The sequence below is a fragment of the Dyella soli genome (assembly GCF_054482295.1).
Map to the genome: position 1 here is coordinate 775829 of NZ_JBTFFU010000001.1, position 23953 is coordinate 799781.

The window sequence follows — 23953 nt, forward strand, 5'->3', positions numbered from 1 at the left end:
TCTCCTCGATCGGCACCTGCTCGCCTGGATTCGTACTCGCGATAACTTGTGATGATTATCGCTAGTAGATGCCCTGTTTCGTAATGTACATTACATATTACGAAGCATAAACGCACCTCTACAGATCTTGTGGCACCCGCCTCCAGCTTGGTGTTGCCGGAACAGTTGGCCCAGCAAGCGGCCGATGCCGTGCGCGAACTGCTGGCGGAAGCCGCCGCGGCCAACACCACCCGCAGCTACGCGGCCGCCCTGCGTTACTGGGCCGGCTGGCACCAGGCCCGCTTTGGCATCGAGCTCGCACTACCGGTGACCGAGGCCGTAGTGATCCAGTTCCTGGCCGATCACATCCAGCGCAAAAACAAGGCCGGCTTAGTCAGCGAGTTGCCGCCAGCGACCGATCAGGCGCTGGTGGCCGCGGGTCTCAAGGCCAAGCCCGGGCCGCTCAAACTCTCGACCGTGACCCAGCGCGTCGCCGTGCTGTCGACGGCGCACAAGCTGAAGCGACTGCCCAATCCCTGCGAGCTGGCCAGCATCCGCACCTTGCTCAGTCGGGCCCGGCGTTCGGCCGTGAAACGCGGTGAACGACCCACCAAGAAGACCGCGATCACCCGCCAGGAGCTCGAAGCCATGCTGGCCACCTGCGACGACTCGCTGGAAGGCTTACGGGATCGCGCCCTACTCTGCTTCGGCTTTGCCAGCGGCGGGCGTCGACGCAGCGAGATTGCGGCGGCCGAATTGCGTGACCTGCGAAAGACTGGTGACGACAGCTACGTCTACCGGCTGGAGTTTTCGAAGACGCAGCAGTCGGGGGTCAAGGTTGACTCCACGCCCGACAAGCCGATTCTGGGGCGCAGCGCTCAGGCCCTCTCGGCCTGGCTCGAGGCCGCAGCAATTCGCGAGGGGGCGATCTTTCGGCGGGTATGGAAGGATCGGGTTGGCCCTGCCCTATTGCCCGGCTCGGTGGCGACGATCGTCAAGCGACGGGCGAGATTCGCGGGACTGGAGGGCGATTTTGGAGCGCACAGTTTGCGGTCGGGTTTTGTTACCGAGGCCGGCAGGCAAGGTGTGCCGTTGCCGGCCGTGATGGCGATGACCGAGCATCGCTCGGTGGCGAGTGTGATTGGGTACTTTCAGGCAGGAGCAGCCGAAGACAATCCGGCGGCTCGACTGCTGAAGTAACAGGGCTCCCAGCAGCGGTGTGGTTGAGATTGCCTGTTTCTACGAGTTCATCCTAGGCTGGTACTTAAGCTTGATCCTTGTGCCATGCTTTCTCGAAGTCTTTAGGAACATCTAGCTCTGAATCTTCTTCAAAGGTGAGTTCCGAGGGAAGCTCCTGCCAGAATGTCTCGATAGCAGCAGCAAACGTGTCCACTTGCTCATCAGAGACCAACATGTCCGTGTCATCGGAAAAGCCCCAAGCATAAGTTTGTTTACGCAGAAACTCCGGGTAATTCTGTCGGAGGTCATCTAGCGACGGGCCTTCACCATGTTTGAAAACATTCACGACCAAGCGCATCGCATCCAACCGCGGAAAGCTGGCGAATTTCCGGACGTCCAGTCCCAATGCCCGCAGGAACAGCTCAAGCTTGATGCTATCCAACTTCCATAGGGTGCGCCGGGTGTGATCGCCGATAACCAGTCGCGGCCATCGAAGTTCCCGGATTAGAAAGCGCCGAAAGCTCTTGTCCCAGTGATGATACATGCCCGCCACGACACTCAGTCGTGTTCGATCATGCATATCGCCCAAGAGCTGATAGAACTGCACCCCGTGGTCACGGGCAGCCTCGGCCAAGTCTCCTGGGTCGTGCCGTTCGGGGTCGAAACTCTCGCCGCTTCGATCCCAATGTTCCTGTTCCGCTAATTCGGCCTCTGCTTCGATGTTGGCAAACTGGGATAGGAGCCTCGTCCTGGCCTGTTCGACGTAAAACCTGTGCTCGGCGATCAAGCTCTCTCGCTCGAAATCCGCCAATTGGAATGCTGTGCACACGCGACCACTCATGCTGGTTGGGACGCCGCGGATTCGGTGCCGAGCCAGCGCATCAGAGAACGAACTCCCTCGACATCCGCGCATACGGCTTCGAGCGGCTCGCTTTCCAGTCTGACTTGAATTGAAAGCCACGCCTGTTCTGACTTCTCGGAAAGGCCGATGTGAGGCTCGATGGCTCCGCCGCTCCACAACCAAATCTGGTGAGCCCGCAACTTCCGGACAAGGGCGGCTATCGGAGCTTTAGCGTCGTCATGGCGGGCCAAGAGTTCAAATGCCATTGAAGCCGGCCCCTGGATGCCGCCACAGGGCAACCCGTCTTTAAGTGAAAATAATCCTGAGTCCGACATTTGTTGAAGAACGGCCTTGCAGGCCGTGAGATCAGCATCGTCCGCCTGTAGCAGGCCATGCTTCACAGCCTGTCGAAATGCAAAATCCAGATCCACAATCGCACACGCGGGAAGGCCAAGAGCTGACAAGATCTCCATAGACTTGCGGGTGTCCGATGCCCCGGTCATTGGCACGATGGCCAAGGAGGACTGTCCCATGGTCTTGCCGGTGATCACTTGGAACAACGTAGGCAACAGACGAAGTTCGGTCTTGCCCTCCGTGAGCAAAACCCTGTCGGCGAACAGCACTTGGGAGGAATTAGTGAGACTGAAAAGTTGGTGGAGTTGGTGCGTTGGATTCTTCACCAACGCCTCCACTACGGACTGCATGCGTGGTCGTGCCTTTGTGCCGTCCGGGTGCTTCTTCGTCATCAGCAGGGCGTTCTTCGCGTCCTTGGCCAGAATCATCTGGGCCGAGTGGGTCGAGAAAACAACCTGATACCCGGCGTTGGACAAGGCACGCAGGGCCTCCCGAACCTGCTCCACCGCAAAGGGATGCATGAAAAGTTCGGGCTCATCGACTAGGAGCAAGGTAGCGCCGCCTGCAGCTGTCCCTCCACGCTTTAGATCGGCCAGGTGACGCACCATGGCCATCTGAATGGCTCGTTGAGCTCCATGCCCATAGGCGCCAAAGGCACGACCCCGTCCATCACTTTCGTAGACCTTAACCGTCCCGGCCTTGATCAGGTCGTTAAAAATTGGGACCGGAAAGTCCAGTTTGATGCTAATACCGGGAAACAGGTCCGAGATCTTGCGGTTGATTGATTCATCAATGCGGCCCAGCTCTTCGAAGCGCTCACCGCCTTCCGCTGAAATCATTCCCAAGATGGCAGCCAAGTGAGGCGTCAAGGCTTGCTCATGTTGGTCCTGGATGGCCGTCAACATCGAGGCTAAGAGCTTCCCCATGGTGGTGGTGGTCTTAGCCTTACTTGCGTCCTCTTCGGCGTTCTCCATCGCCCCGATGCGGATAGGGTCCGGGAACAAGGCCGAAATGGCGTTATCAATCCCCGTGGGATTGGGTTCCCAGTCGCCAGTAGCCGGGTTCATCACGGTCAACTCCGTATCGCCTCCCGGCATCTGCTGCTCGCGGCGAATGGTGAGAACGCCGTCGCGAATATGGCCTTCAATCTTCTTCCGATGTTTGGGATCCAATACGTCCAAGTCTGCATCGGCGATTCCGCGAAGAGTTCCAACGACTTGAACAGGCTGGGCGGGGTCATGGAAGTCCTCAAGACCGAGCTTCGCTCTTCGCACAATCCACTGTAGCGCGGTGAGGCAATTGCTCTTCCCGCAATTATTCAGGCCCACCAGTGGCGTAAAGTGGGTCAGCTGAAGGCTGGTAGCCACGCACGACCGAAAGTTCCTGATATCGAGATCTGAGATGTAAACAGCCATTCCTTTGCCCCCTTTAGCCCTTGATTCCGATCCAAATCCCTGCTCTCCGAACGCAACTTTAAAGCGTTTTGTCTTCGGGGCCGTCCTCGTCGTCGACGGTCGTCATACCCTGGCAGCGCGAGATTGATCACGTCAACTTCAAGATTGCCTCTGAACGTTCCATATTCAAAGCTGTTTAGGGATCCTTGCCCAACAACACGTTAGTGTCTCCTTCGAGTGAAAGCGGCGACTCCTCCTCGCCAGGGAGCGGTATCAGCGACTCATGAAGTGCCTTCTTACCCTTTGCCCCCGCTCCGACCAACCGGCGGGCGCGGGCGACCACAGACTGGGGAGACTCGTTAAGTCGATTCTTCGCCTTGTTGTAAGCATCTCCTGCCTTTTTCAAGCGTTCATCAATAGACTCAAAGTCCTCGATAAAACCGGTGAGCGAGTCCAATAACTTTGCTGCTTCCTCGCCGATAGTGCTGATCTGCTGCTGTAGCCTGTCGCGCGTCCACAGTCGCTCAACGACACGGAGCATCGCCATAAGGGTGTTCGGGGATGCAAACACCACGCGCTTGTTGAACGCTTCGGTCTGCAAGTCTGGATTGACGGACAAGGCTGACGACAACGCACCCTCGATAGGTACAAAAAGGACCGTCAGGTCCAGAGCTTCCGGGCCTATAGCGCGGGGGTAGTTTTTGTCCGCCAGATCACGCACATGAGCTCGGAGAGCAGCCGCATGGCGTACTAGGGCATCTTGCTGACCCTCAAAGGACTCGGCATTCTGCGCATCACTCCAGGCGATGAGATTGACCTTGGAATCGACAACAATCTTGCGCTTGTCTGGCAATGTCACCACCACGTCTGGTCGCACGCGCTGACCACTGTCCTCATCCACGGCGTGATCCTGCGAGACATAGTTACGACCCTCTTCCAGGCCGGACGCCTTAAGCACCGTATCGAGAATGAGTTCGCCCCAATCCCCCCGAGCTTTCGAGTTGCCCTTGAGTGCACGAGTCAGGGCCTCGGTCGCGGTCGCCATATTCTGATTCAGGCCCTTTAACTCGCCAATGGTTCCAACGAGGGTGGCATGCTCCCTAGCCTGTTCCGACCCGAGTTGTTCCACCTTCGCCTGCAAAGTGGCGACTTTCTCCGCAAATGGCTTGAGGGTTGTCTCGAGCCCCTCCTTCGATGCATCTGCACTTGCTTTGATGCGTTGGTCGAGAACGACAGACTTCTCATCAAAGACGCGGCTTGCAGCTTCGGTAAAAGCAGTGCGCATCTGGGCTTCGGCTGTGTTGAGAAACGCCTTGGTTTGCTCAACTGATTCGAGTGCAGCATCTCGAATGGCAACAGCGGTCGCGTGCTCGGCGCGCAGATCTCGCAGGGCAACGTTGGTGGCGTCGAGACTTTGTCGGAGGTCGTCCCGCTCACGGCGAAGTTCGTTAGCTTCAGTGGTTCGGCCTGTAAGATTAGCGTCGATTACCGCCGCCGACCGTTGCAACTCGTCCAAGGCCTGGCGCGACCGCTCAAGGCTCTCTCTCGCACTGTTACGCTCAAGTCTGAGTTCGTCAGCTTCGGCGAATTCGCGTTGAGGTTAGCCGTTGTCGTTGCCGTGGTCCGCTGCAACGTGTCCAGATTCTCGCGCAGCTGGGTCAGTGCTCGGTCGCGCTCCGCAACCGTGTCTGTCAGCCTTTCCACCGATAACCTGGCTTCTTCGATTTGCGCGCCGAGAGCTGCTTCCCTCGCAGCCCCTGCCCGAACCGATTCCGTCAGCTCGCCGACCTGCTTCTCAGCCCGGTCGCTTCGCCCGATAGCATCCGGCAAGCGCGCAGCCTCCCCGGACAGCGAATCAACTCTTTCTTGTAACGCCCGAGCCTTCGAATCGGCCTGTCGCTTGATCATGGCGGCGATAATGGCTGCAACAGCCATCGCTAATAGAATGCCCGCCCATCCCCAAATAGGCATGTTCTCCATGGTTCCTTCCTCAGTTTTGGCTCTGCCCCCGGAATGATACGCCGGGACAATATAGGATAACTCTTGTTGTTATCCGCCCCCGCCCTACCCCCGATAACACGGGCTAATCACCCTGCCCAGTAACTCAGGGGTTGGCAGTGCTCTTTTTTCCGGGCAGTCCAAAGGTCGGCGCCTAACCGTCTACGAAAGCGGGGGCGCACCACGGCTTCATCTGTGACCTCTGTGCACGGAACAACGAAGTCCATCGACCTTCCTCGTCACTGATATGAACTGTCCGTTTTGGGTGCCTGAGCTCCCGACGCTCTCCAGCAACGAGGAGCGAGGGTCCCTCGCGCACCTGGGTTCTGTTTGACCCACTTTTGAACGAGTCTGGGTCAACGGTGACCCATTGTTTTGGCAACGGCTAATACAAAGAGGGCTTTCCCATCGCATTCGCGAGTAAATCAATCATGGCATGCGAATTGCCTCTTACGCCGAGTGGCGATCAACGATCGCATCGGAGCCGTCTAAGAGGAAAGCAATGCCGGCCACGCTGAGTTTCACTGACGTCTACAACGTCGACGGGTTCTCACGCCGCGTACTTCAGCACCCAACGGTGGCAAGTGTCGAACAAAGTGGAGATGCGAAATGGTCACAAACACCGGGAACGGCGGCACGCAGGATGGGACCAGACCCATCAGGCTGAGACGTCATGGTCGAACAAATGGCGGGGGGTTCGAACATGGTTGACTACTACGCGCATTCGTTCGCCTTGGTTGAGACTGTCGGCGCATTAGCGACGGCACCTTTCGCAGACGCTACGCTCACCGCGGCTAGGTCCGCGATTCAGACAGACCTCGCCTCGGCAGGCGACTACGCCGAGCTCGGGGTTCTGGTAGAGCATCTTTTTGCCCATGCCACGTCGGACGGAAGAGAACTCTCTTTGCTGCGCCAAGCAGCCGACTTGTGGGATCGCGGCCTCGCCCTTTATTCGGACCTCGGATCGGTGCGTGACCGCTTGGAGAGCGCCCTCGGTAATCCTGCCGACCCGAATGCTGCTGCGCTGTTCAATTCAGCTGCCAACGATGTGCAGCTGTTCTCGCAGCGGGCAAACGCCATGCTGTCAGACGTGGTGACCTTGCGAGACAGCGTCATACCTCTAACCTACGTTAAGGCCCACCCCCGACAGCTGGATCAGCCGGCGGGGAGCTGGGACTGGTCCAACCTGCTTCTCGGGCGCCGCACTGACGCATTTGTACGATCCCTGCACGCTGCCGCCCACAGTTCAGCATCCCGCGCATTTGCGTTTGGCTCACTAGCGGCCTACGGCGCAAACGCAGCAGGCTCCGCATACATCGGCCAAGTGGTGGGCGGCCCGCGCCGCGCCCATCGGTTCCGCGATCGTGTCGCGAGGAACTCCGTCGGGAGCTGGTTGGCACGCAGATTCAGCCTGCCAACTCCGGGAATCATGGCCGCCAGGGTTCGATTTGGGAACAAGTTGCATCCAAGACTGCCGGGTGACGTTGTGAAGCAGATCCACGATGCGCTCGACGCGACGTTCGACCTCACGCGGACCCAGCCAGTGCCGGACCTGCAACTAGGATACCGGCGCATGCTCGAGCATCTCCGCCTTCTCGATGGTTTCGGGCTTCCGCCCATTCCAAACCCGCCACAGGGGGGCTGGCCAGCCAGGCTTTACGGCGACCCCTCTAACCCGCCACCATCGTTGCGACCACAGGACCTCGGGCCTACTGGTGACCCGGGAGGGGGCGTGTCCTTCGGAAACAATACGCCCGGCGGCCCGCAGCCCGGTCAGGGTGACAACTCCCAGTCGGGGACGATCTGCGGAATAATCGCTGTGATTCTGATTATCGTGGATCTGATTCAGGCGTTCGTCCAATGCTGCGTGCAATGGGCGAAGAAGCAGAAATGCACCTTCTGGGACAACATGCTCCTGAAGAAGCTGTGGGAGAAGGATCCGCCAGATCCCCGGGATCCACAGCCCACGACCGATGTCACCGCGAGCAGCTCCGATTTGACCGCGATGGCTCCCGCCGACGAGGTGACTCAGTTGATCGGGTGTCTGTTCGACATCCATACGCAGATCTGGGAGGCCCTGGATCGCGCATCCCACTTCCTGGCGCTGCACGGCCTGATCTATCCCGGTTCGCTCATTGACGAGCCCGCGTACAAGCAGTTCACGCTCGCACCTGCACCGGTGCAATGGCCGCGACGTCCCGTCAATGATCCAGTGAATTGGTTTCACCTGTATCCGCCCCCGCCGCTCGAGCAGCCAGTGACGCAAGCCGCTCCCTTCGCAACTGGTGCCACGCCAGATTCGTTCCTGCCGCTTGCCGCCATGCGGATCGCGCTTCCCCTCTGGGAGCAGATGGTGCGCGGTGAGAGCGACTCTACCAACCTTGACTTGGACGCAGACCGCGGCTTCCTGCACCCATGCTGGGCAACCGGAGGCTCCATCAACGACGACCCGGTGAACGTACAGGCGTTGGCTTATACGGCGCAGTGAGGGTTAACCATGAAAGCAAAAGGCGCGGGTCTGGCGCAACGACGTAATGACACGACCGGAGATGGTCGTCGTGGTGACACCGGTCCAGGTGACACAAGGCCCTACTTATGCATTCCATACTGGGCGGCACCGCGATTCCCCGGCGACGAGGTCGACATTGGCTTTGTGCGCGCGCTTCCGAACGACGTTGTTTCCTGGGAATGCCCAGGGATTCATGCCAGTCCCTATGAACCTGGCAAAGAGTTGGAAGTCACCGTAGATGTCCGCAACTCAGGGCATGGAAACACGCCGGTGATTGCTACGGTGGTCGTTTACTGGGCGGATCCCACCGTGGGGTTTGCAAAACCCCACTTCTTCGCAGTAGGCACTGTGGCCGCCCCTCCGATGCGTGATCCCAGCCAGCCCGGCGTGGTGAACGTCACGATGCGCGCGACGATTCCGGCCTGGGCTCCGAACCACGTTTGTCTTCTCGCTTACGTCACGCATTCGCTTGATCCAGCAACACTGGTGATGGACCCCATCAATGACCGCCACTGGGCGCAACGGAACTTGATCGCCGTGAGCACAGCCAAAGGGCCGGTCCTAGTGCCTTTCGTCGTGGCCAATCCGCTACAGACAGAAGGTGTCTTCGAGCTCAAGGCCCGCGTGTACGAACGAAGGGAGCTGGAACTCCTCTCGTACCGCATGAAGTTAGAACCCACGGAGACTGCGCTGCGCATGCGCATAGCCGACGGATTGGGTAAGGCGGCAACAGAGGCCGAGCGCAATTTGGTGAGGACCAACCTTGCCCTGGGTGCTGGAAAGCAACGTCGGTACTCCCTGGTGTTCGAACCAGAAACACCTTTGATTGAAGACCGCATGGTCGCCATAGAGGTGACTCTGGTTACCGGTGGTGATCGTGACCGCATCGTCGGCTCCTTGGGGATCGTGGTGACAGGGAAAGCCGATCCGTTCAACTAACCGCAGCGGGATGACGTCCGCCTGCGAACGACCCCACGCTTTTCTGTAACTCTCGCTCGGCAAAGATGTCGGCGACGGGTTCGCTTGGCCCGGTCAGCAAGATGCGCGAATGTCGAATTGGGGTCGGTGGGAGCACTTCGATCGGATGGTCAGCCGGCGTGGTATAGGGGGCGGGAGCAGTTAAGTCGACTGATCCTGCCGTCTCTATCGTTCTGGTGGCCCGATGGTCACAGGGTCGTCAAACGGGACGGAGGCGGTTAAGTGAGGCGTGGGGCATGTGAACTGACTACCCTGGTCCAATTGAACCAGCACGCCAGGGCTGGGCTTGTGCTTCCACACTGCCGCCAACAACGCCTGGAACACGAGGTCCGCCGTCATGTCGTGCCGCGTCGCCCAACCAATGATCTGGCGCGAAAAAAAACCATCACGGCTGCCAGGAACAACCGCCCCTATAAGCACGGATATAACTGATGTCCGTCACCCAGACCTTGTTCGGGGGCATCGGGCGCGAACTCCCGATCCAGCACGTTGGCTATCACCACGTTGGCCACCACGCCGACCGGGCCACACCGGTGGCGCGGCCTACTGCCGTAACCGATTTGTGCCCGAAGACCTTCGCGCTTCATCAGATGTCGCACGCGATGGCGGCTGCGCCGCTCGCCAGCCGCGCGCAAATCGCAGGTGATCTTGCGATGCCCGTACACGCCGCCGCTGGCGAGCCAGAAGTGCTTGAGCCGTCCCGGCAGGCGCGTGTCTTCGCGCTCTCGTGCACTGGCCCGTTGGCGCAACCACTCGTGGTACCCGCTACGATGCTCGCCCAGTACCCGGCACATCGCGCGCAGGCGAAACTCGCGGGCATGTGCCTGCAAAAACACGTACTTCGCTTTTACCCCCTGGCGAAGTACGCCGCGGCTCTTTTTAGGATGTCGCGCTCCTCGGTCACGCGCTTGAACTCGACCTTCAGGCGTCGCGCTTCCGCGCTCTGATCCAGCTTGGTCCTACGCAACCCAATCCGGCTGGCCGAACTTGGCCTTCCGCGCATACAGGCTGTGCGTCGTGATGTCGAGCCGATCGTTCGCCTCGACCACCGAATGGCCACGCGTGGTCACCTGCTTGACCGCCTCGATCTTGAAATCACCCGTGTATGCCCTGCCACTCATACCGACCTCCTCTATTGCCAGAAATTATGGCTTGAAGATGTCTGGGATAGGCTAACCGGTCCAGGTGGCTACCCGTGTGGTGCGTCATGCAGTCGCACTTCAAAATCATCAGGCAGTTTTGCCTGGAGTGCGCGAAGCATGTGGTCTTGCGTCGATTTCAACTGTGATAGCGCCTCTGTCGTGAGGGACTTTAGTCCAAGCAATTGCGTCACCACTGAGAGAGCCACCAATTCATCACCAATCGGCCGCCCGCCAATCTCGACGGGACCCGGGCCAGGCCAAGGCCAGTGCCAATGCCAGTGAGGCGATGGCTCTGGGATGTAGAAGCAGAAGCAACGTTCTACCGATTGGATGCCAGGTCCTCTGAAACAAATACAGATGTGCGGAAAGCCGTTCATGGCAACTTCCTCGACTTGTTGGATATGACCAAGTTGGAACGGCTGATCATATGGGTTGAGAGGTTAGTGTCCCGCCCACTCACTTCCGCCGAGTCAGCTCGGGGCGGCCATCAGCACTCGGCAAAGTACGAGGCAATTCGCATGCCAAATTCAAAGTATCCACGAATGTGATGGGAATGCGCTTTTGCTGAGAAACGGCTCCACGACCCCGGGTCACAGTTGACCCGGAATTGTGACTGGGTGGGTCACGCAGAACCCAGGAGCATGATGAACCACCTCGTCGATATCACGAGAGATGCTCTGCAATGTTGATTGGCATCAGACATCGCTCCGATGTCGACACTTAGTTGGATCGATGGCGAGTGCATGTCGTTTTTGCCGTGGCACCAGGCAAGGTGCATCGCGCCTTCGAAATCTTGAATCCAAGGCACCGCCTTTACGGCGCTGCATTTATCACGTTCAGAGCGCGCTGTAAGTTATCGTCCTGCGAGATGAATGCGCGCAAGGCGACCGTGTTCCAGTAGGCTCGCTGAAACCGGGTCTTCCTTGATCCGGCGTCAAGTGCAAGTGGGTCTTGTCGCACCCATAAGAATGAGCAAGCCCTGCCCACTGAATGCCAGAGAATGCTAGAGAATGCGCGGGCCAGACGGGCGATGCATGAGGTGTGATTGAGCGAGGTGCGCGGCGCGTCAACTAAGGCGGAGATCGGAACCGCCGAATGTCTATGCCATGCTTCTTCAGCAGCTTGCCTAGTTGCCGCCGCTCGGTGCCGGAAAGGCGCGCCGCCGAGCTGACATTTCCGCCGGTCCGCGCCATCAGGTGCGTGAGGTAGCGATGCTCGAAGGCGTGCATGGCGTGGCTCTTCGCCGCCAGATAAGGCAGATCCATCGGATCGGTCGAATGCGCGCGGAATGCTTCGACGACCTCCTCGCATGCAATATCGACTAGTTCGGTAATCGCGGACACATCCACGACAGGCTCATTGGTGCGCATATACGCCCGTAGCGCCAGGTTTTCGAGCTCCCGCACATTGCCCGGCCAGTGGTGGGCGCACAGTATCTGCGTGGCTTCGTTCGTCCACGCCTTGCTGAGGCCATCCAACCGTCGCGCCGCCAGGTCGAGGAAGTGCGCGGCGAGCAGCGGGACGTCACCCGCTCGCTCACGCAACGGCGGCAGCCTGACGTAGAGCGCGTTTAGGCGGTACTCCAGATCGCGCCGAAACAGACCGTCGGCCACCCGCTGACGGAGGCTGCTGTTGGTGGCAGCGATAACTCGCGCATCGGAGACTCGTGCCAAGCCTCCACCGATGGGGCGAAACTCGTTGCTCTCCAGAAAGCGCAGCAACGTTACTTGCGCCTTGGCCGAGAGGGTATCGACCTCATCGAGAAACAAGGTGCCGCCTCTCGCATGATCGACCAAACCGGGCCGGGCACTCGTGGCATCGGTATAGGCGCCTCGTTCGTGGCCGAACAGTTCGTTCTCGATCAGGTGGTCCGGCAAGGCGCCGCAATTCACCGGCACAAAGGGGCGGTCGCGGCGAGAACTTGAGTAATGGATCTCGCGCGCCGCCAACTCTTTGCCGGTGCCGGTTTCGCCTTCAATAAGCACCGGCACATCGCACGCAGAAAAGCGGCGCAGTTCTTCGCGCACCGACAAGAGCACGGCGGATTGACCGAGCATGGCGCTCATCTTCCCTTTCCCTGTGGTCTTTTAGGGGATGCCCAGGCCAGCGCTATCCAACGCAATTGAAGTCCTGAAAATCACGGATGAGCGGCGGCAAACGTCTCAAATCTAGATGCGACGGCCGAGTGATCCCATCTGCCGTTGGCAATACGAGTGTGACCGTCATCACGCTTTGAGGGTGCGTTACACCCCACGGTAACTGCGACCAAACCCGGCAAGCCTACCGATCTCTGCCGTGTTTGAATATCTCCTTTCCGCAAGCAGGGGCTGCTTGGACCTCCGCGCGGCACTCGGCGAAGTTAACTCCCGCCTACCCCCGATAACTTGCCCTAATCGCGGCCCGTCCGAACTATGGATGAGAGGAAGGAAAGGGCCTTCATTCCAGATAACAGGAAACTTAAGTCAACCCGGCCATGCCATCTCACTCCTTGGGGGAGCTGACTGCGTGCCTGACCATTGAGGCGAAATGTCCGCTTTGGGTCGAAAGCAGACTTCAAGACCCGGCCTTTTCGCGAGCACTACGGCAGCCTGAACTTGCGAGTAGCGCGCAGCGGCCAGATAGACGTGAACTGAGTGCCGCCTGCCACACGGAAGGCGGCTGAAACGCCATTCAGAACGCCTAGGCTTTCCAGAACGTCTTTTGCACGCCGAAAGGAATGTCGCGGGTCAGACGCGAGCATGAAAAGATTGATCTCTTTTGAACTGACATCGTAGCCCTCCAATTCGACGGCATTGCCCAATGCTTCCTTCAACTTTCCCTCAATCGCTGCGAGAAAGGCTTCGTCGGCCAGAGACTTGCGCCAGAACTTGATGACGAGCTGATATTCCATTGGGTGATTGTAGGCCCAACTATGCTCGCTTCCGCCGAAAAGCCCACAGCTATCCCCAGATCAGCGCCACCCAGCCGCCCGCGATGCCGCAGATCACCAGCAATGCTCCGACAGGCTGCGACGGATCGAGCCAGGGCCACCAAGCCGAAGCCGTAGAGTGCGCAAAGGAGGGCCTTGCCGCCATAGATAGTCGGGCGAAGTACTTTGTCTTCCTTAGCTAACCGCATAAAGCCGGCCCTACCTGCAACCTCCATGCGGCGCCATCGAACAATGTCCGCTATGGGTCGGAAGCGGACCTCGTCATGGTGCCGGAAACGCCCGGTGATCAGCTAGCCGTAGACAGTCTCCGGGGAGCCGTCAATCACAGAGCATTGGCCAGCCTATCTGGGAGTCGGCGTTCAGCCTGACCGAGATCCTCGGCTATCGCCGGTACCTCTTCGCCGCCGACTTTTCGGCTCCTTCGCCTCCGAGCATCCAGAGCCATGTGAACACGACGAGGATGGTATTGGTGTGCCAGTAGGCACTCGATGCCAGAATTGCAACCAAAAGGCGCGGCGTCAGGAGCCAACCCAGCCACCAAAGGAGGCCGCCAGTCGTAACCGAGCTGAAAATCAAAGTGAGCCGTGGAAAGAAGCACATGGCCAGGATGAATAGCCAGCCGTGGACAGCCCAGAAATTCTGGTGCGTCATAACCCCTCCACGCAGCACCAACATTGACTTTCACTGCTTATGTTCGGTCCGTCATGGCCGCTCTGGGTCGAAGCCCGAGCATCAAGTCGTACAACGCCGCGGCATTTGCTCGCTGGCTACTTACTACTCCTGAAGCCGACCCGGAACAGGCGGCCAGCACTCCCCATAAATCACGAGTGCATCATCCGGATCGATTGTAAGGCCGCCTGGCGAAAGCCACCCCATCTCATCGGCATACATCATGAACGACAGCGCGCAGGCCTCGCAGCCGCACCGTCCATCGCACCCGCGTAAACATGACGGAGTGCAGGTACAGGGCGTTCTACCACTACCAGATTTGGGGCCATTGGGCAGATAGTCGTTGGTCTGGGGATAACGTCGTTTACCTTCGGCGGTTGGGAGTTGAGGCGTTTCCATTGTTAGGCGGCCAGCCTGTGTTCGTAGTACGGCCGTGCCCGGTCATCAAGGATCGCGTACAACGCCTCCAGGTTGTTCGGGCCGGGACTGAGCCAGGCGTCGACGTGCTCTGGCTTGATGGGGACGATGCAGCGGTCATGCCCGGCAGCCAGGACTTCGGGCGGTGGCTCGTCAGTGATGGCGGCAAAGGTGAAGAGGTCTGTCCCGTGGTCTGCGCCGAGTGACATGTTCCACAGGCAGGCGACCAGCATCTCCTGCGGCGGCCTCGGATCGAACTTGAGGACGACGTTCTCCTCCTTCTCGCCCGTGGCAAGCTCCCTGCCCTCCATCTTGTGACGGGAGACGTTCTCGTAGAAGCGGGTGACGATCATGATGCGGTGCCGGTGACCGAACAGCTTGCCCCACGACTTTTCGAGGTTGTCGCGGCGCGCGTTATAGGTGCCCGCGTAACGCCGCTCGGTCTTCTCGTTCCAGCCCGGCAACGGGCACTGATAGCGCATCGGCACCACGATCCGCTGGCCGTCCTTCTCGATCATCACCGGGGCATAAATGCCCGGATCGATGCGCGTGTCGTGGTCCTTGGGTTCTTTACTCGTGAGGTCGTCCAGGTTTCGCGGCGCGCGGCTGATCTTGTCAGTGGCGATGCGCTTGTCGCTGGACGCTGATTTGGTGGGTTTTGGCCCGGCCAGAACGGCCTCGGCCCTTTGCAGGCGCGCGACCTGGGCGTCTAGCCCCGCCTGCAGGGCGACTGCTTGCTCTCGGTCGCCCTCGGCGACCAGCTTGGCTAGCTCGAACCCCTCCTCGCCGTGCGGCTTGCGGAAGGCCTCGCGCATGGCTTTCGGAATCTTGGACCAGCCGCCGTCTTTACGCTTCTCCCAGAACAGCTCAACGAAGCGCTTAATGCTGATGATCGCGCCCCACTCGCGCACGAACTTGTCGTAGTCAGCTTCAATCTGGGCGGAGTAGCACATAGCCAGATGCTCAGCGTGCGGGGATTAAACCTCGGGAGTCCAGCATAGCGTCGATCGGGGTGACGACCCAATCATAGTCCTCCGGCACAGCCGCATCGATGACGGTTTCGGCCTGCCCGGCGAACGCTGGCCCGGTCCAATAACAGCTTGATTGCAGTGCTGCTGCAGGTCCTTGGCTCGAGTCCAGGCCGGGGAGACGGAATAAAAGAGCCACGTCGAAAGACGCGGCTCTTTTGCTTCTCAGGCTGTGGGATATTACAGGCCGGCGTAAACCAGCTTGGTGAAAAAGTCGCCATTGATCACGAAGCCACCAAATTTGGCGTCGTAGGCGGCAGTAGGCTTGGCGGCGATGATTTCGTCCAGCGACTTACCCTGCCTCTTCAGGGTCTGCACGTTGTCGCGGATGGTCACCAGCATGTCGTGGAATTCGGCCAGCTGGGCGCGGTTGCCCACGGGGCCGTGGCCGGGCACGACCACGGTGTGGTCGGAGGTATGCTTGATCGCTTCATCGACCCAGTGGATGGCTTGGTTGATGCCACCGCCATCGGCATTGTCGATGAAGGGGTAGTAGCCATTCCAGAAGGTATCGCCCAGCACCAACACGTCGGCTTTGTCAAAATAGACCCATAGATCGCCGTCGGTATGGCCGTGGCCGAAGTTTTGCAGCTGGATCTTGCTGCCGCCAAAATTCATGGTCTTGTCTTTCTCCACCAGGATGGTGGGTAGTCCGGCGGCGGGGAGGGGCTTGAAGGTGTAGTTCCAGTCTTCCACGCGGGTTTCTTCGGACAGGTGCTTGAGCGTATTCGGGTGAGCGATGATGGTGGCGCCCGCTTCATGCATCCATGTGTTGCCGTCCGTGTGGTCCCAGTGCCAGTGGGTATCGACCACGTATTTTAGCGGGGCGGGACTGATCTGCTTCAGCGCGGCCGTTAGCTTGTCTTTCGACACGGCGATGCCGGCGTCCACCAGGAATTTGCCGCCCTTGCTGTCCAGGACCACGATATTGCCTCCCGAGCCGGACAGCACGCTAATGCCGTCGCGCACCTGCTCGACCTGGATATCGGCCTTGGCGGTCGCTTCATTGATGGCGATCACGGGGCTGGTGGCCTGGGCATGGCTCATCGGCATCCATGCGGTGGCTGCGGTAACGGTGGCGGACAGGACCAGGCGGCGTGGTGCGGAGAAGAAGCTGGTTTTCATTATGTTTTCCATTGCGGTGAGTGGTTAGCAAGAGCTCGGAGTCTTGCTGCAATGGAGTCAGCGTAGGAGAGGAGTGTGAGCGCTTCCATGCCTCATAAGCTCAATAAATTGCTCAAACGTCTTAAGTGCCAATTCACGTCCTCCGCATGGCCTGAAAGTCGGCGGTGCCTTCGCAGCACCCAAGGTCCAACTGGTCCTCAGTGAGCCCGGTCATCTTCAGGGCAATAATGCCACGTGGGCATGCCGTCTCATTCAAGAAGCCGAGAATCAATCGTGGTGGATCAGAGCTTGCACACGACTGGATGGTACGCATAAGGAAACCGTCACGGAGCGATTCCAGGCGAACACGTAACATCCACATGGTTCTTCTTCACGAGGGGTCCGCGAGCATGTCTAGCCTCATCGTTGCCACATTTCCTAATCAGTTTGCAGCCGCGTCTGTCATCAACAAGCTTTTGGCACGGGGCATGGGACACGCCCATGTGCTGACTTGCGTGGATGAGAGCGTGGGAAACTCGGCCGCAAGCGCAAGCGCGCCGACTTCGGTTGTGTCCAGGCTAAGTCATCAGGGTCACCGCGAAGGTCCAAAAGCATCCGAGCTCCGATCGCCAAGCCGTCTTCCCGTGCCGGCACAAATGGGCTGTGCTGTGGTTACGGTGGAGTTGGACGATGAAATGCCAGCTGACGATGTTCGTCGTCTCATGGAGCTTGTTGGCGCGGCATCGATTGAAATGAAGGACGCTATGGCACCCTCGGAGAATCCGCTCATGTGGCCGGACTACGGCATGGGTTCTTCCGTTGACGTGGAGCGCGCAATTTGCGCCACCAGGGGGAGTGAATCCCTCGGACCACATGCTCGACATTAGCCGCATCGAGGCGAAGGGTGTGCCCCGCAACAGGACGCCCCAGAGAGTCTTGTGGTGAGGCGTTCCCCATCAGAAGCTCCTGTCGTTTAGTGCTTAGTCGGCACGATTACCGCATCGATCGCGTGGATGGTGCCGTTGCTCGCGGCAATTTCCTGCCCCATGATGGTGGCGCCGCCGATGTCGAGCTTGTCACCTTCCTTCGTGATCGGCCCAGTCTGGCCCCATCATTTTCGGCGCGGTCAGTTCTTGGACCTCGACGGACGATGCCCGGCCCGGCAGCACGTGGCACTTCCTTACGGAGATCAACTCTGCCTTGTTCTCTGGTTTCAGCCAGCTTTCCGGTGTGCCCGTGGGCGGCTTTTCAAACGCTGCATCTGTCGGCGCAAAGACGGCGTAAGGGTCTGAGCCCTTCAGGACATTGGTGAACTCGGCCGCTTCGAGAGCTTTGCTAAGCGTATGGATAGGGGCCGCTGCTCCGTCGCCGAGCTCTCTTACAATCTTTCCGCGCATCAATCGCGCGACACCCTCACCGATGCCCGCTGGGACATCTCCATGTATTTCCGAAGTTGCGGAGCGCTATCCGCCTACGCATCGCGTGATGCGGGCCAGCACTCCAGCTGAATTTATGAACACCGCGTACTTTATTCCCCCGGGGTTCTATGACCACCAGGGACCCATCCGGTGGTCTCCGGACTACTAGAGCTCGGTCTTTGCGGTGGGCCAGGAAGTTGCCTATTTCATCCTGGCCCTATCGTCACACGAGCTACCACACGCGAAAACTGGCGAGTAGGAGCGGTGCGAGTCCAGAAAAAGATCGGGCCTGCAAGCTGGCGACAACTTACAGAGGCATAACAGAACAAAGCGCATGTTGATCGTGCGCCGAGGCTTCGTTAGACCCGCTTCGGACGCCTCAGATTATCTTTGGTTTTGCTTGCAAGGCCTCTGGGTTTTCTCCGCCTTGGCCGGAGCCGCGGGCTAGCGCTTGCTTATGACCTGCAGGATGCGGGTCAACACTCGAGGCAACTCCATGTACATCATCAATCAAACGAACTCGCTGTACTTTCACCCTCATAGGCTGCACTTTTCATCCGTTCCGGATGCTGCAAACAGCGAGCAGCGCAATCGCTGGCTCCCGGGATGCGACGTATCGGTAGCATCAACGCAAGCAAACGCCTTGGCTCGGAAGAGTGTGACCATCCTTAAGGTCGATCTCCCTGAACCTGACAAAGACCGGCAAGACGTGGATACCGCTCGCATGGATGACGACGGCGGGCCCTATCCAACCGCGGAACCGAGCGATCGCTAACTGCAGTCGTTGGCTCAACAACGCTCGAGCGTTACGAACCGTTTTCTTCCAGAAAGAGAGGGCACGGACGCGCCCGATTCCAAAGGCCGCCATCATGACTAGTATTTCCGGCAAGACCACCAACGGCTTCACATACGAAGGTGATTACGAACACGCGAGTGCGGATCGTGTCACGTGGGCCGCAACCTACCGCCGTAGCGGCGTCTTTTTTGGCATGCGGCACGGACGTATCAACGAACTTATGGGCGTTCCGGCCGGAGAGGTCAATGAAGCCGTGCAAGATGACATCGAGCTTGCGTGGGTCCAGTCCAGCTAGGTGCCTTTCGAGGTGCCATTTGAACGTGCATCCTCCTCATCCAGCTCGAGGGAGATGTTGCCGGCGGGATGAATGATCACCAGAGGAATCGTGAGGGCAGGTTCGCCTGAGTAAGGCGTCGCTTCCACTTACCCTCCAAAGAAGAGGGGCGGAATTGAATTTGCCTACTTGCACGCCTCGCCAGAACGATGCGCCCCACCCGAATAGACGTCGAAGGCGTCGCGAACGTCGCGATACTTGCCTCCACAGCCATCATTGGAGTCAATGCCGCTGGCACAGCGTGCCAACTGATTGGCTGACGAACTATCTTAAATGACCGCTATGGGTCGATAGCGGTCAGATCAGGCTCTGCCAGTACTGGCACTGTCTTGGCTCACAAGCTGCGGTCGGGCGAATTGTCGTGGGAAGCCATCATGGCCTGAATGAGCAACGCGAGACGTTCACCGCGCGCGCTGGGCCTGATTCGGCCTGAGCGTTCAAGTCCGGCGAGCCCATGAAGAGCTGCCCAGAAAGTCTCGGTCGCTACATCCGCATCGACGCAGAACGGCGTTACGACCGTTGCAAGAGCATCGAATCCGGCCCGCAGTTCCGGCCGGGTCTCAGCATCGGCGAATCGCAGATCGGTCGGGAGGTTGAACATGGCTTCGTAGAGAGCCGGAAACCTTAGCGCGAAGTCGAGATAGGCCTTGGCGGCATTCTCCAGGGCACCTCGTTGCCCGGACGATCCGCGGGTTGCTTCCTGAAGAGCTGCCGTGAGCTCCTGGAAACCCTCGATGGCAACCGCTGCAACAATCGCATCCCTGTTCTGGAAGTGCGAATAGAGGACTGGCTGGCTGTATTCGATCTCCCCGGCCAGGCGGCGGACGGTAACGGCATCCCATCCGTCACGCTCGGCAATCGCGCGCGCTGCCGCGACGATGCGGGACTCACGCTCCGCCCGGTGCCTCCCTTTTCGCTCAGCAATGCTCAACCTTCGATCTCCCGCACCCATCTGGCCGAACGGCCACACTATTATACCGAAGCTTGATAATCTAGCATTGCTAGTTTATATTCCACCGGTATGACACTCACTGTAGGACACCTCGATGCAAACGTTTGCTATCGGACTGGCACTGCTCTTGGCTCTCGCGATCATCGCGATCGGTATCCAATATCTCGCAACCCCCAGGACAGCGGTAGGCAGCTTCGGCCTGCCCCTTCCAGAAAGCGGCGCCAACATCGCCTGGTGGCTGCGTCTCAAGGGGGTGCGCGACATAGCATCGGGACTGACCGTACTGGCATTGATGGCTTGGGCTAGCCCTCGCGAGGTCGGCATCGTCTTGTTGGCAGAAGCCTTCATCCCCGTCGGCGACATGCTGGTCGTGCTTGCAGGGAAAGGCTCCGCCATAAGTGCCTTCGGCATGCACGCCGTTACGGCCGGGGTGATGGTCTTGACGGCGATTCTTTTGATGATGGGGGTGCGCTGAGATGGTCCATGCGATTTCCATCTGGCTCCTCGTTGCAGGCTTTTTCAGCGCAGGCCTGGTCAACGCGATCGCCACGCCCGCCACGCAAAGCAGTTTCGCTCGATGGGGCTACCCCCGCTGGTGGAGCCGCCTTACCGGCGGACTGGAGTTGATGAGCGCCGTTTTGATTGCGCTACCTGTCAGTCGCATGGTTGGTACGGCGCTTGGGGCGGCAATCGTTGCGGCTGCCATTCTGACCGTTCTGCGCCATCGCGAATTTCCACGCCTTGCACCCCTTGGTGTCTTTGTCGCATTGATCGCATTCGGAGCTATCTCGTCTTCCCCCTAATTGAAGCAGCTGAACTCCTGTGGTTGGTGAGGTCCGTCTCATTGCTTCGGATCGGAAACGGACACCGGCCCTACGCGCCACAACCCCAGCCGACATTTCGTGGACGTCCGCAATAAGGGCACCGCATTTGCGTGTATTGGTTGCCTATGGAATCGAGGTGCGCCTCCAGCGCAGCCCAGCTAATTACCTCAGGAGTAATTGAAGGGATTCCTTCGACGGCTCAAATTTACATCCACTCGGACGCACCTTCCGCCGAGAAAGGCACATCGCTTTTTGGATTTCATTTGGGAGATATAGCCATGTCGAACTTCCCCATTCATAGCCTTCATTCAGCCCCAGAAGCTTCAAAGCCGGCCTTGGAGTCCCTGCAAGGCGCATTTGGATTCATTCCTAACATCGCCGGCGCCATGTCGACGTCCTCTGTATTGATCAAGAGCCTTGTTGGGCTGTTTGGCAATGTTCATGGAGGCAGTTTCTCCGAACCCCAGGTTCAGGCGGTTCTGCTCACCAACGCCGTCACCAATGCATCTACGTGGGCGGTGGCTTTCCATACCGCGCTCGCACTCGAGAATGGTCTCGACGCTACCGACGTAGAGGCGATTCGTGATGGCGATATGCCCAGGGACGCCAAGCTTGCCGCGCTTTCCCGGTTGGCAAGGACACTGATCGAAAAGAGAGGCCGTCTCAATGAGCGTGATAAGCAACTGTTTTTGCAGGCTGGCTTCGGTGTCGATCATCTTCTCGAAGTGATTGCCATAGTCGCCGCATCGACTATCACCAATTACACCGGAAGCGTGACCCAGCCGCCGGTGGAGAAGGCCTTCCAGACCCACGCCTGGACGGCGTACTAATCCTCTGGCCGTAGGCGCTGCCGCGGGCATCGATGCATCGAATATCGTCGCATCGATGCCTCGTGGTATCGCCGCAAACGAAAGTACCAGTGAGTACTGTGCCTCATAGGTGGATAGCGCAATGAATTCGTCGTCGCATAAACATGCTCATGATGCCGGCACCGCAAACGCTCTGGGCCCTTTGATGCGCTACTGGCGAGCGCAGCGTGGCAAGAGTCAATTCGACGTCTCACTCGATACGGGCATCTCGCAGCGCCACATCAGCTTTATCGAAAGTGGCCGAAGCAATCCTAGCCGAGAGGTACTGATCGACATTTCCCTCGCGCTTGATGTCCCGTTGCGCGAGCGAAATGCCCTACTCCAGGCTGCCGGATTCGCTCCGATTTATACCGAAAGCCCGCTCGAAGCTCTGGAGATGCGAGGCTTGCGAAATGCGATAGAACGCATGCTCCGACAGCACGATCCATTTCCGGCCATCGTCATGGACAGGTATTGGAATGTCCTGATGACCAATGCGTACGCACCCCGCTTCTTCAACTGCTTTTTCGACACATCAAAGCGTGAGGGACCTCGCAACATGCTCCATCTCATATTTGACCCGAACGGAATGAAGCCGTTCGTGAACGATTGGGAGCGTACTTCACGCAGTCTCATTCGACGCGTTCATCGCGAAGCGGTGGGCAACATCATCGACGAAAAGACGGAGGAGTTGCTGCAGTCGCTCAAAGCCTACTCAGATGTTGGCGACGACGAGAAGGTACACGCCGCAGAGTCCTATACGCCAACCACCCCTGTTATACCTCTTAGCTTCGTGAGAGAAGGGGTGGTATTGAACTACTTTTCCTTGGTTACAACTGTCGGCACTCCCCAGACGATCAGTGCACAGGAACTTCGTGTCGAATGCATGTTTCCCGCCGACGAAAGCACTGAGGCGAAACACTTGCAGATGCTTGGCCACTAGCTGAATACAGTCTTTTTTCAGGAGTCGCATATGTTACGACGCCAGTTTCTCAAGCAGGCCGGTGGCGCCATGGCCATGGCAGCCACCGCATCCATCTCAGCCATGGCAGCACCGGCGAAGAGTTGGCTAGCTTTCAACCAACCTGCATCCAAGCGAATCAGCGACACCATGACCGATCAAGCCTTCACGATCCGATTTGATAGCGACTTGAAAAAGGACCTTCGGCAGCGACTGGCACAGACGCGCTGGAGCGATGCAGTCACGACAGACTGGCTTTACGGCATGAACGAATCTTTCATAAGAACACTCGTGCAGCATTGGAATGTGGATTACGATTTCGACGCAGCCGAAAAGCGACTGAATACCCTTCCTCTATTCCGGGCGAACATTGGAGGCTTCGGCATCAGCTATATCCATCTGAAGGGGCGAGGAACCAACCCCAAACCGCTACTTCTGATGAATGGGTGGCCATCCAGCTTCGTCGAGTATGGAAAGCTCGCGCCGATGCTTGCCAATCCTTTGACCTTTGGGGGCACGGCAGACGACGCCTTCGATCTGGTGATCCCGGCGCTTCCTGGTTTTGGCTATTCCGATCGACCCACGCGTCCTTACCAGGTGAATGCCGAAGATCTGTTTCATACCTTGATGACCGAGCATCTCGGCTACACGCGTTATCTCGCCGCGGGAACGGACATTGGCGCTGGCGTCGCGACGCGATTGGCATTAAAGCACCCCGATAGCGTCATGGGCATACATATTTCGACAGTGGTCGATCCACCGCTGACGGCGACCTCGGCGCCGCTTTCCGATGGCGAAAAGGCCTATCTGGCTAGTGCCTCCCGTTGGGAGGCAGAAGAAGGCGCTTACGAACATCTTCAAATGACAAGGCCGCAGACGTTGGCCTTTGCGCTTGCCGATTCTCCCACCGGCCTCGCCAGCTGGATTGTTGAGAAGTACTACTTCTGGAGCGACCATGGCCAGGACCTTCTGCAAACATTTCCGCTCGACATGCTTATCGATAACCTGATGATCTACTGGGCGACGGGAACGATCGGATCGTCCATGCGGTACTACTACGACAGCCGTCATTTTCGCCCCAAACTCCAGGCGGGCGATCACGTCAGCGTGCCTACCGCCATCTGCATGTGGCCCAAAGATTTGGTGACGGCGCCCAAATCATGGGCCGAGCGCTTCTACAATGTTCAGCAGTACTCTCTCCAGAAGATCGGAGGCCACTTCCCTGGCTGGGAAGCGCCTGCTGAATATGCTGCAGATGTCCGTCAGTTTGCCCGGCACCTGCGCAATCTTTGATCACCG

21 protein-coding genes and 1 pseudogene are annotated in these 23953 nt (G+C 58.7%); 9 read left to right on the forward strand and 13 right to left on the reverse strand.

Annotation, left to right across the window (positions count from 1 at the left end; translation table 11 throughout):
• Positions 1-150 precede the first annotated feature (150 nt).
• The gene (locus tag ACXU4B_RS03690) at positions 151-1179 is read left to right on the forward strand and encodes a site-specific integrase (RefSeq protein WP_131410313.1); all 1029 of its coding nucleotides are present in this window, start codon (positions 151-153) and stop codon (positions 1177-1179) included.
• Between the two features lie 64 nt (positions 1180-1243).
• Here the strand turns inward: ACXU4B_RS03690 and ACXU4B_RS03695 are convergent, their stop codons facing one another.
• From ACXU4B_RS03695 to ACXU4B_RS03710, 4 genes are all read right to left on the reverse strand, one after another.
• On the reverse strand, positions 1244-1987 hold the full coding sequence (locus ACXU4B_RS03695; RefSeq protein WP_458910837.1) for a hypothetical protein: 744 nt from the start codon (positions 1985-1987) through the stop codon (positions 1244-1246).
• Positions 1988-1995: 8 nt separating this feature from the next.
• Positions 1996-3768: an ATP-dependent nuclease gene (locus tag ACXU4B_RS03700; protein WP_131407876.1), complete on the reverse strand. Its 1773-nt coding sequence runs from the start codon at positions 3766-3768 to the stop codon at positions 1996-1998.
• Positions 3769-3943: 175 nt separating this feature from the next.
• The gene (locus ACXU4B_RS03705) at positions 3944-5263 is read right to left on the reverse strand and encodes a DNA recombination protein RmuC (RefSeq protein WP_131407877.1); all 1320 of its coding nucleotides are present in this window, start codon (positions 5261-5263) and stop codon (positions 3944-3946) included.
• The gene (locus ACXU4B_RS03710; RefSeq protein WP_131407879.1) at positions 5233-5727 is read right to left on the reverse strand and encodes a hypothetical protein; all 495 of its coding nucleotides are present in this window, start codon (positions 5725-5727) and stop codon (positions 5233-5235) included. Before ACXU4B_RS03710 ends, ACXU4B_RS03705 begins: the two co-directional genes overlap by 31 nt.
• A gap of 721 nt (positions 5728-6448) precedes the next feature.
• On the opposite strand from ACXU4B_RS03710, the gene ACXU4B_RS03715 reads away from it, so the two are divergent.
• Positions 6449-8233 carry a proline-rich domain-containing protein gene (locus tag ACXU4B_RS03715; protein WP_131407881.1) on the forward strand — a complete coding sequence of 595 codons (1785 nt, stop codon included), beginning with the start codon at positions 6449-6451 and terminating at the stop codon, positions 8231-8233.
• 9 nt (positions 8234-8242) lie between these two features.
• Positions 8243-9193: a hypothetical protein gene (locus ACXU4B_RS03720; protein ID WP_131407883.1), complete on the forward strand. Its 951-nt coding sequence runs from the start codon at positions 8243-8245 to the stop codon at positions 9191-9193.
• 276 nt (positions 9194-9469) lie between these two features.
• On the opposite strand, the pseudogene ACXU4B_RS03725 reads toward ACXU4B_RS03720, so the two are convergent.
• The 8 genes and pseudogenes from ACXU4B_RS03725 to ACXU4B_RS03760 all read right to left on the reverse strand — a co-directional run.
• Positions 9470-10353, reverse strand: a pseudogene (locus ACXU4B_RS03725) (IS3 family transposase); the annotation flags it as partial.
• A gap of 1091 nt (positions 10354-11444) precedes the next feature.
• Entirely contained in the window at positions 11445-12440 is a 996-nt protein-coding gene (locus ACXU4B_RS03730) for a sigma 54-interacting transcriptional regulator (protein ID WP_131407885.1), read from the reverse strand.
• Positions 12441-12952: 512 nt separating this feature from the next.
• A complete protein-coding gene (locus tag ACXU4B_RS03735; protein ID WP_131407887.1) occupies positions 12953-13264 on the reverse strand; it encodes a hypothetical protein in 312 nt (103 codons plus the stop codon).
• A 420-nt stretch (positions 13265-13684) separates the two neighbouring features.
• On the reverse strand, positions 13685-13954 hold the full coding sequence (locus ACXU4B_RS03740) for a hypothetical protein (protein WP_131407889.1): 270 nt from the start codon (positions 13952-13954) through the stop codon (positions 13685-13687).
• 419 nt (positions 13955-14373) lie between these two features.
• The gene (locus ACXU4B_RS03745) at positions 14374-15342 is read right to left on the reverse strand and encodes an SOS response-associated peptidase family protein (protein ID WP_131407891.1); all 969 of its coding nucleotides are present in this window, start codon (positions 15340-15342) and stop codon (positions 14374-14376) included.
• Between the two features lie 255 nt (positions 15343-15597).
• Entirely contained in the window at positions 15598-16542 is a 945-nt protein-coding gene (locus ACXU4B_RS03750; RefSeq protein WP_131407893.1) for an MBL fold metallo-hydrolase, read from the reverse strand.
• Between the two features lie 952 nt (positions 16543-17494).
• Positions 17495-17569, reverse strand: coding sequence for a hypothetical protein (locus tag ACXU4B_RS03755; RefSeq protein ID WP_425481402.1), 75 nt, complete (start codon positions 17567-17569; stop codon positions 17495-17497).
• Positions 17570-17597: 28 nt separating this feature from the next.
• The gene (locus tag ACXU4B_RS03760) at positions 17598-17918 is read right to left on the reverse strand and encodes a fasciclin domain-containing protein (RefSeq protein WP_131407895.1); all 321 of its coding nucleotides are present in this window, start codon (positions 17916-17918) and stop codon (positions 17598-17600) included.
• A gap of 890 nt (positions 17919-18808) precedes the next feature.
• Between ACXU4B_RS03760 and ACXU4B_RS03765 the strand changes: the two genes are divergently transcribed.
• Positions 18809-19030: a TonB-dependent receptor gene (locus tag ACXU4B_RS03765; protein ID WP_131407896.1), complete on the forward strand. Its 222-nt coding sequence runs from the start codon at positions 18809-18811 to the stop codon at positions 19028-19030.
• A 373-nt stretch (positions 19031-19403) separates the two neighbouring features.
• Here ACXU4B_RS03765 and ACXU4B_RS03770 read toward each other — a convergent pair whose 3' ends face one another.
• A complete protein-coding gene (locus tag ACXU4B_RS03770; protein ID WP_131407898.1) occupies positions 19404-20000 on the reverse strand; it encodes a TetR/AcrR family transcriptional regulator in 597 nt (198 codons plus the stop codon).
• A gap of 115 nt (positions 20001-20115) precedes the next feature.
• Here ACXU4B_RS03770 and ACXU4B_RS03775 point away from each other — a divergent pair, with 115 nt between their 5' ends.
• From ACXU4B_RS03775 to ACXU4B_RS03795, 5 genes are all read left to right on the forward strand, one after another.
• Positions 20116-20496 (forward strand): DUF4267 domain-containing protein, encoded by a 381-nt coding sequence (locus ACXU4B_RS03775; RefSeq protein WP_131407900.1) that lies wholly within the window; start codon positions 20116-20118, stop codon positions 20494-20496.
• A 1-nt stretch (position 20497) separates the two neighbouring features.
• Positions 20498-20824: a DoxX family protein gene (locus ACXU4B_RS03780; RefSeq protein ID WP_131407902.1), complete on the forward strand. Its 327-nt coding sequence runs from the start codon at positions 20498-20500 to the stop codon at positions 20822-20824.
• Between the two features lie 299 nt (positions 20825-21123).
• A complete protein-coding gene (locus tag ACXU4B_RS03785; RefSeq protein ID WP_131407904.1) occupies positions 21124-21675 on the forward strand; it encodes a carboxymuconolactone decarboxylase family protein in 552 nt (183 codons plus the stop codon).
• Positions 21676-21796: 121 nt separating this feature from the next.
• Complete coding sequence (locus ACXU4B_RS03790) at positions 21797-22636, forward strand: helix-turn-helix domain-containing protein (protein WP_131407906.1); 840 nt, start codon at positions 21797-21799, stop codon at positions 22634-22636.
• Between the two features lie 30 nt (positions 22637-22666).
• On the forward strand, positions 22667-23947 hold the full coding sequence (locus ACXU4B_RS03795) for an epoxide hydrolase family protein (protein WP_131407908.1): 1281 nt from the start codon (positions 22667-22669) through the stop codon (positions 23945-23947).
• Positions 23948-23953: the final 6 nt, after the last annotated feature.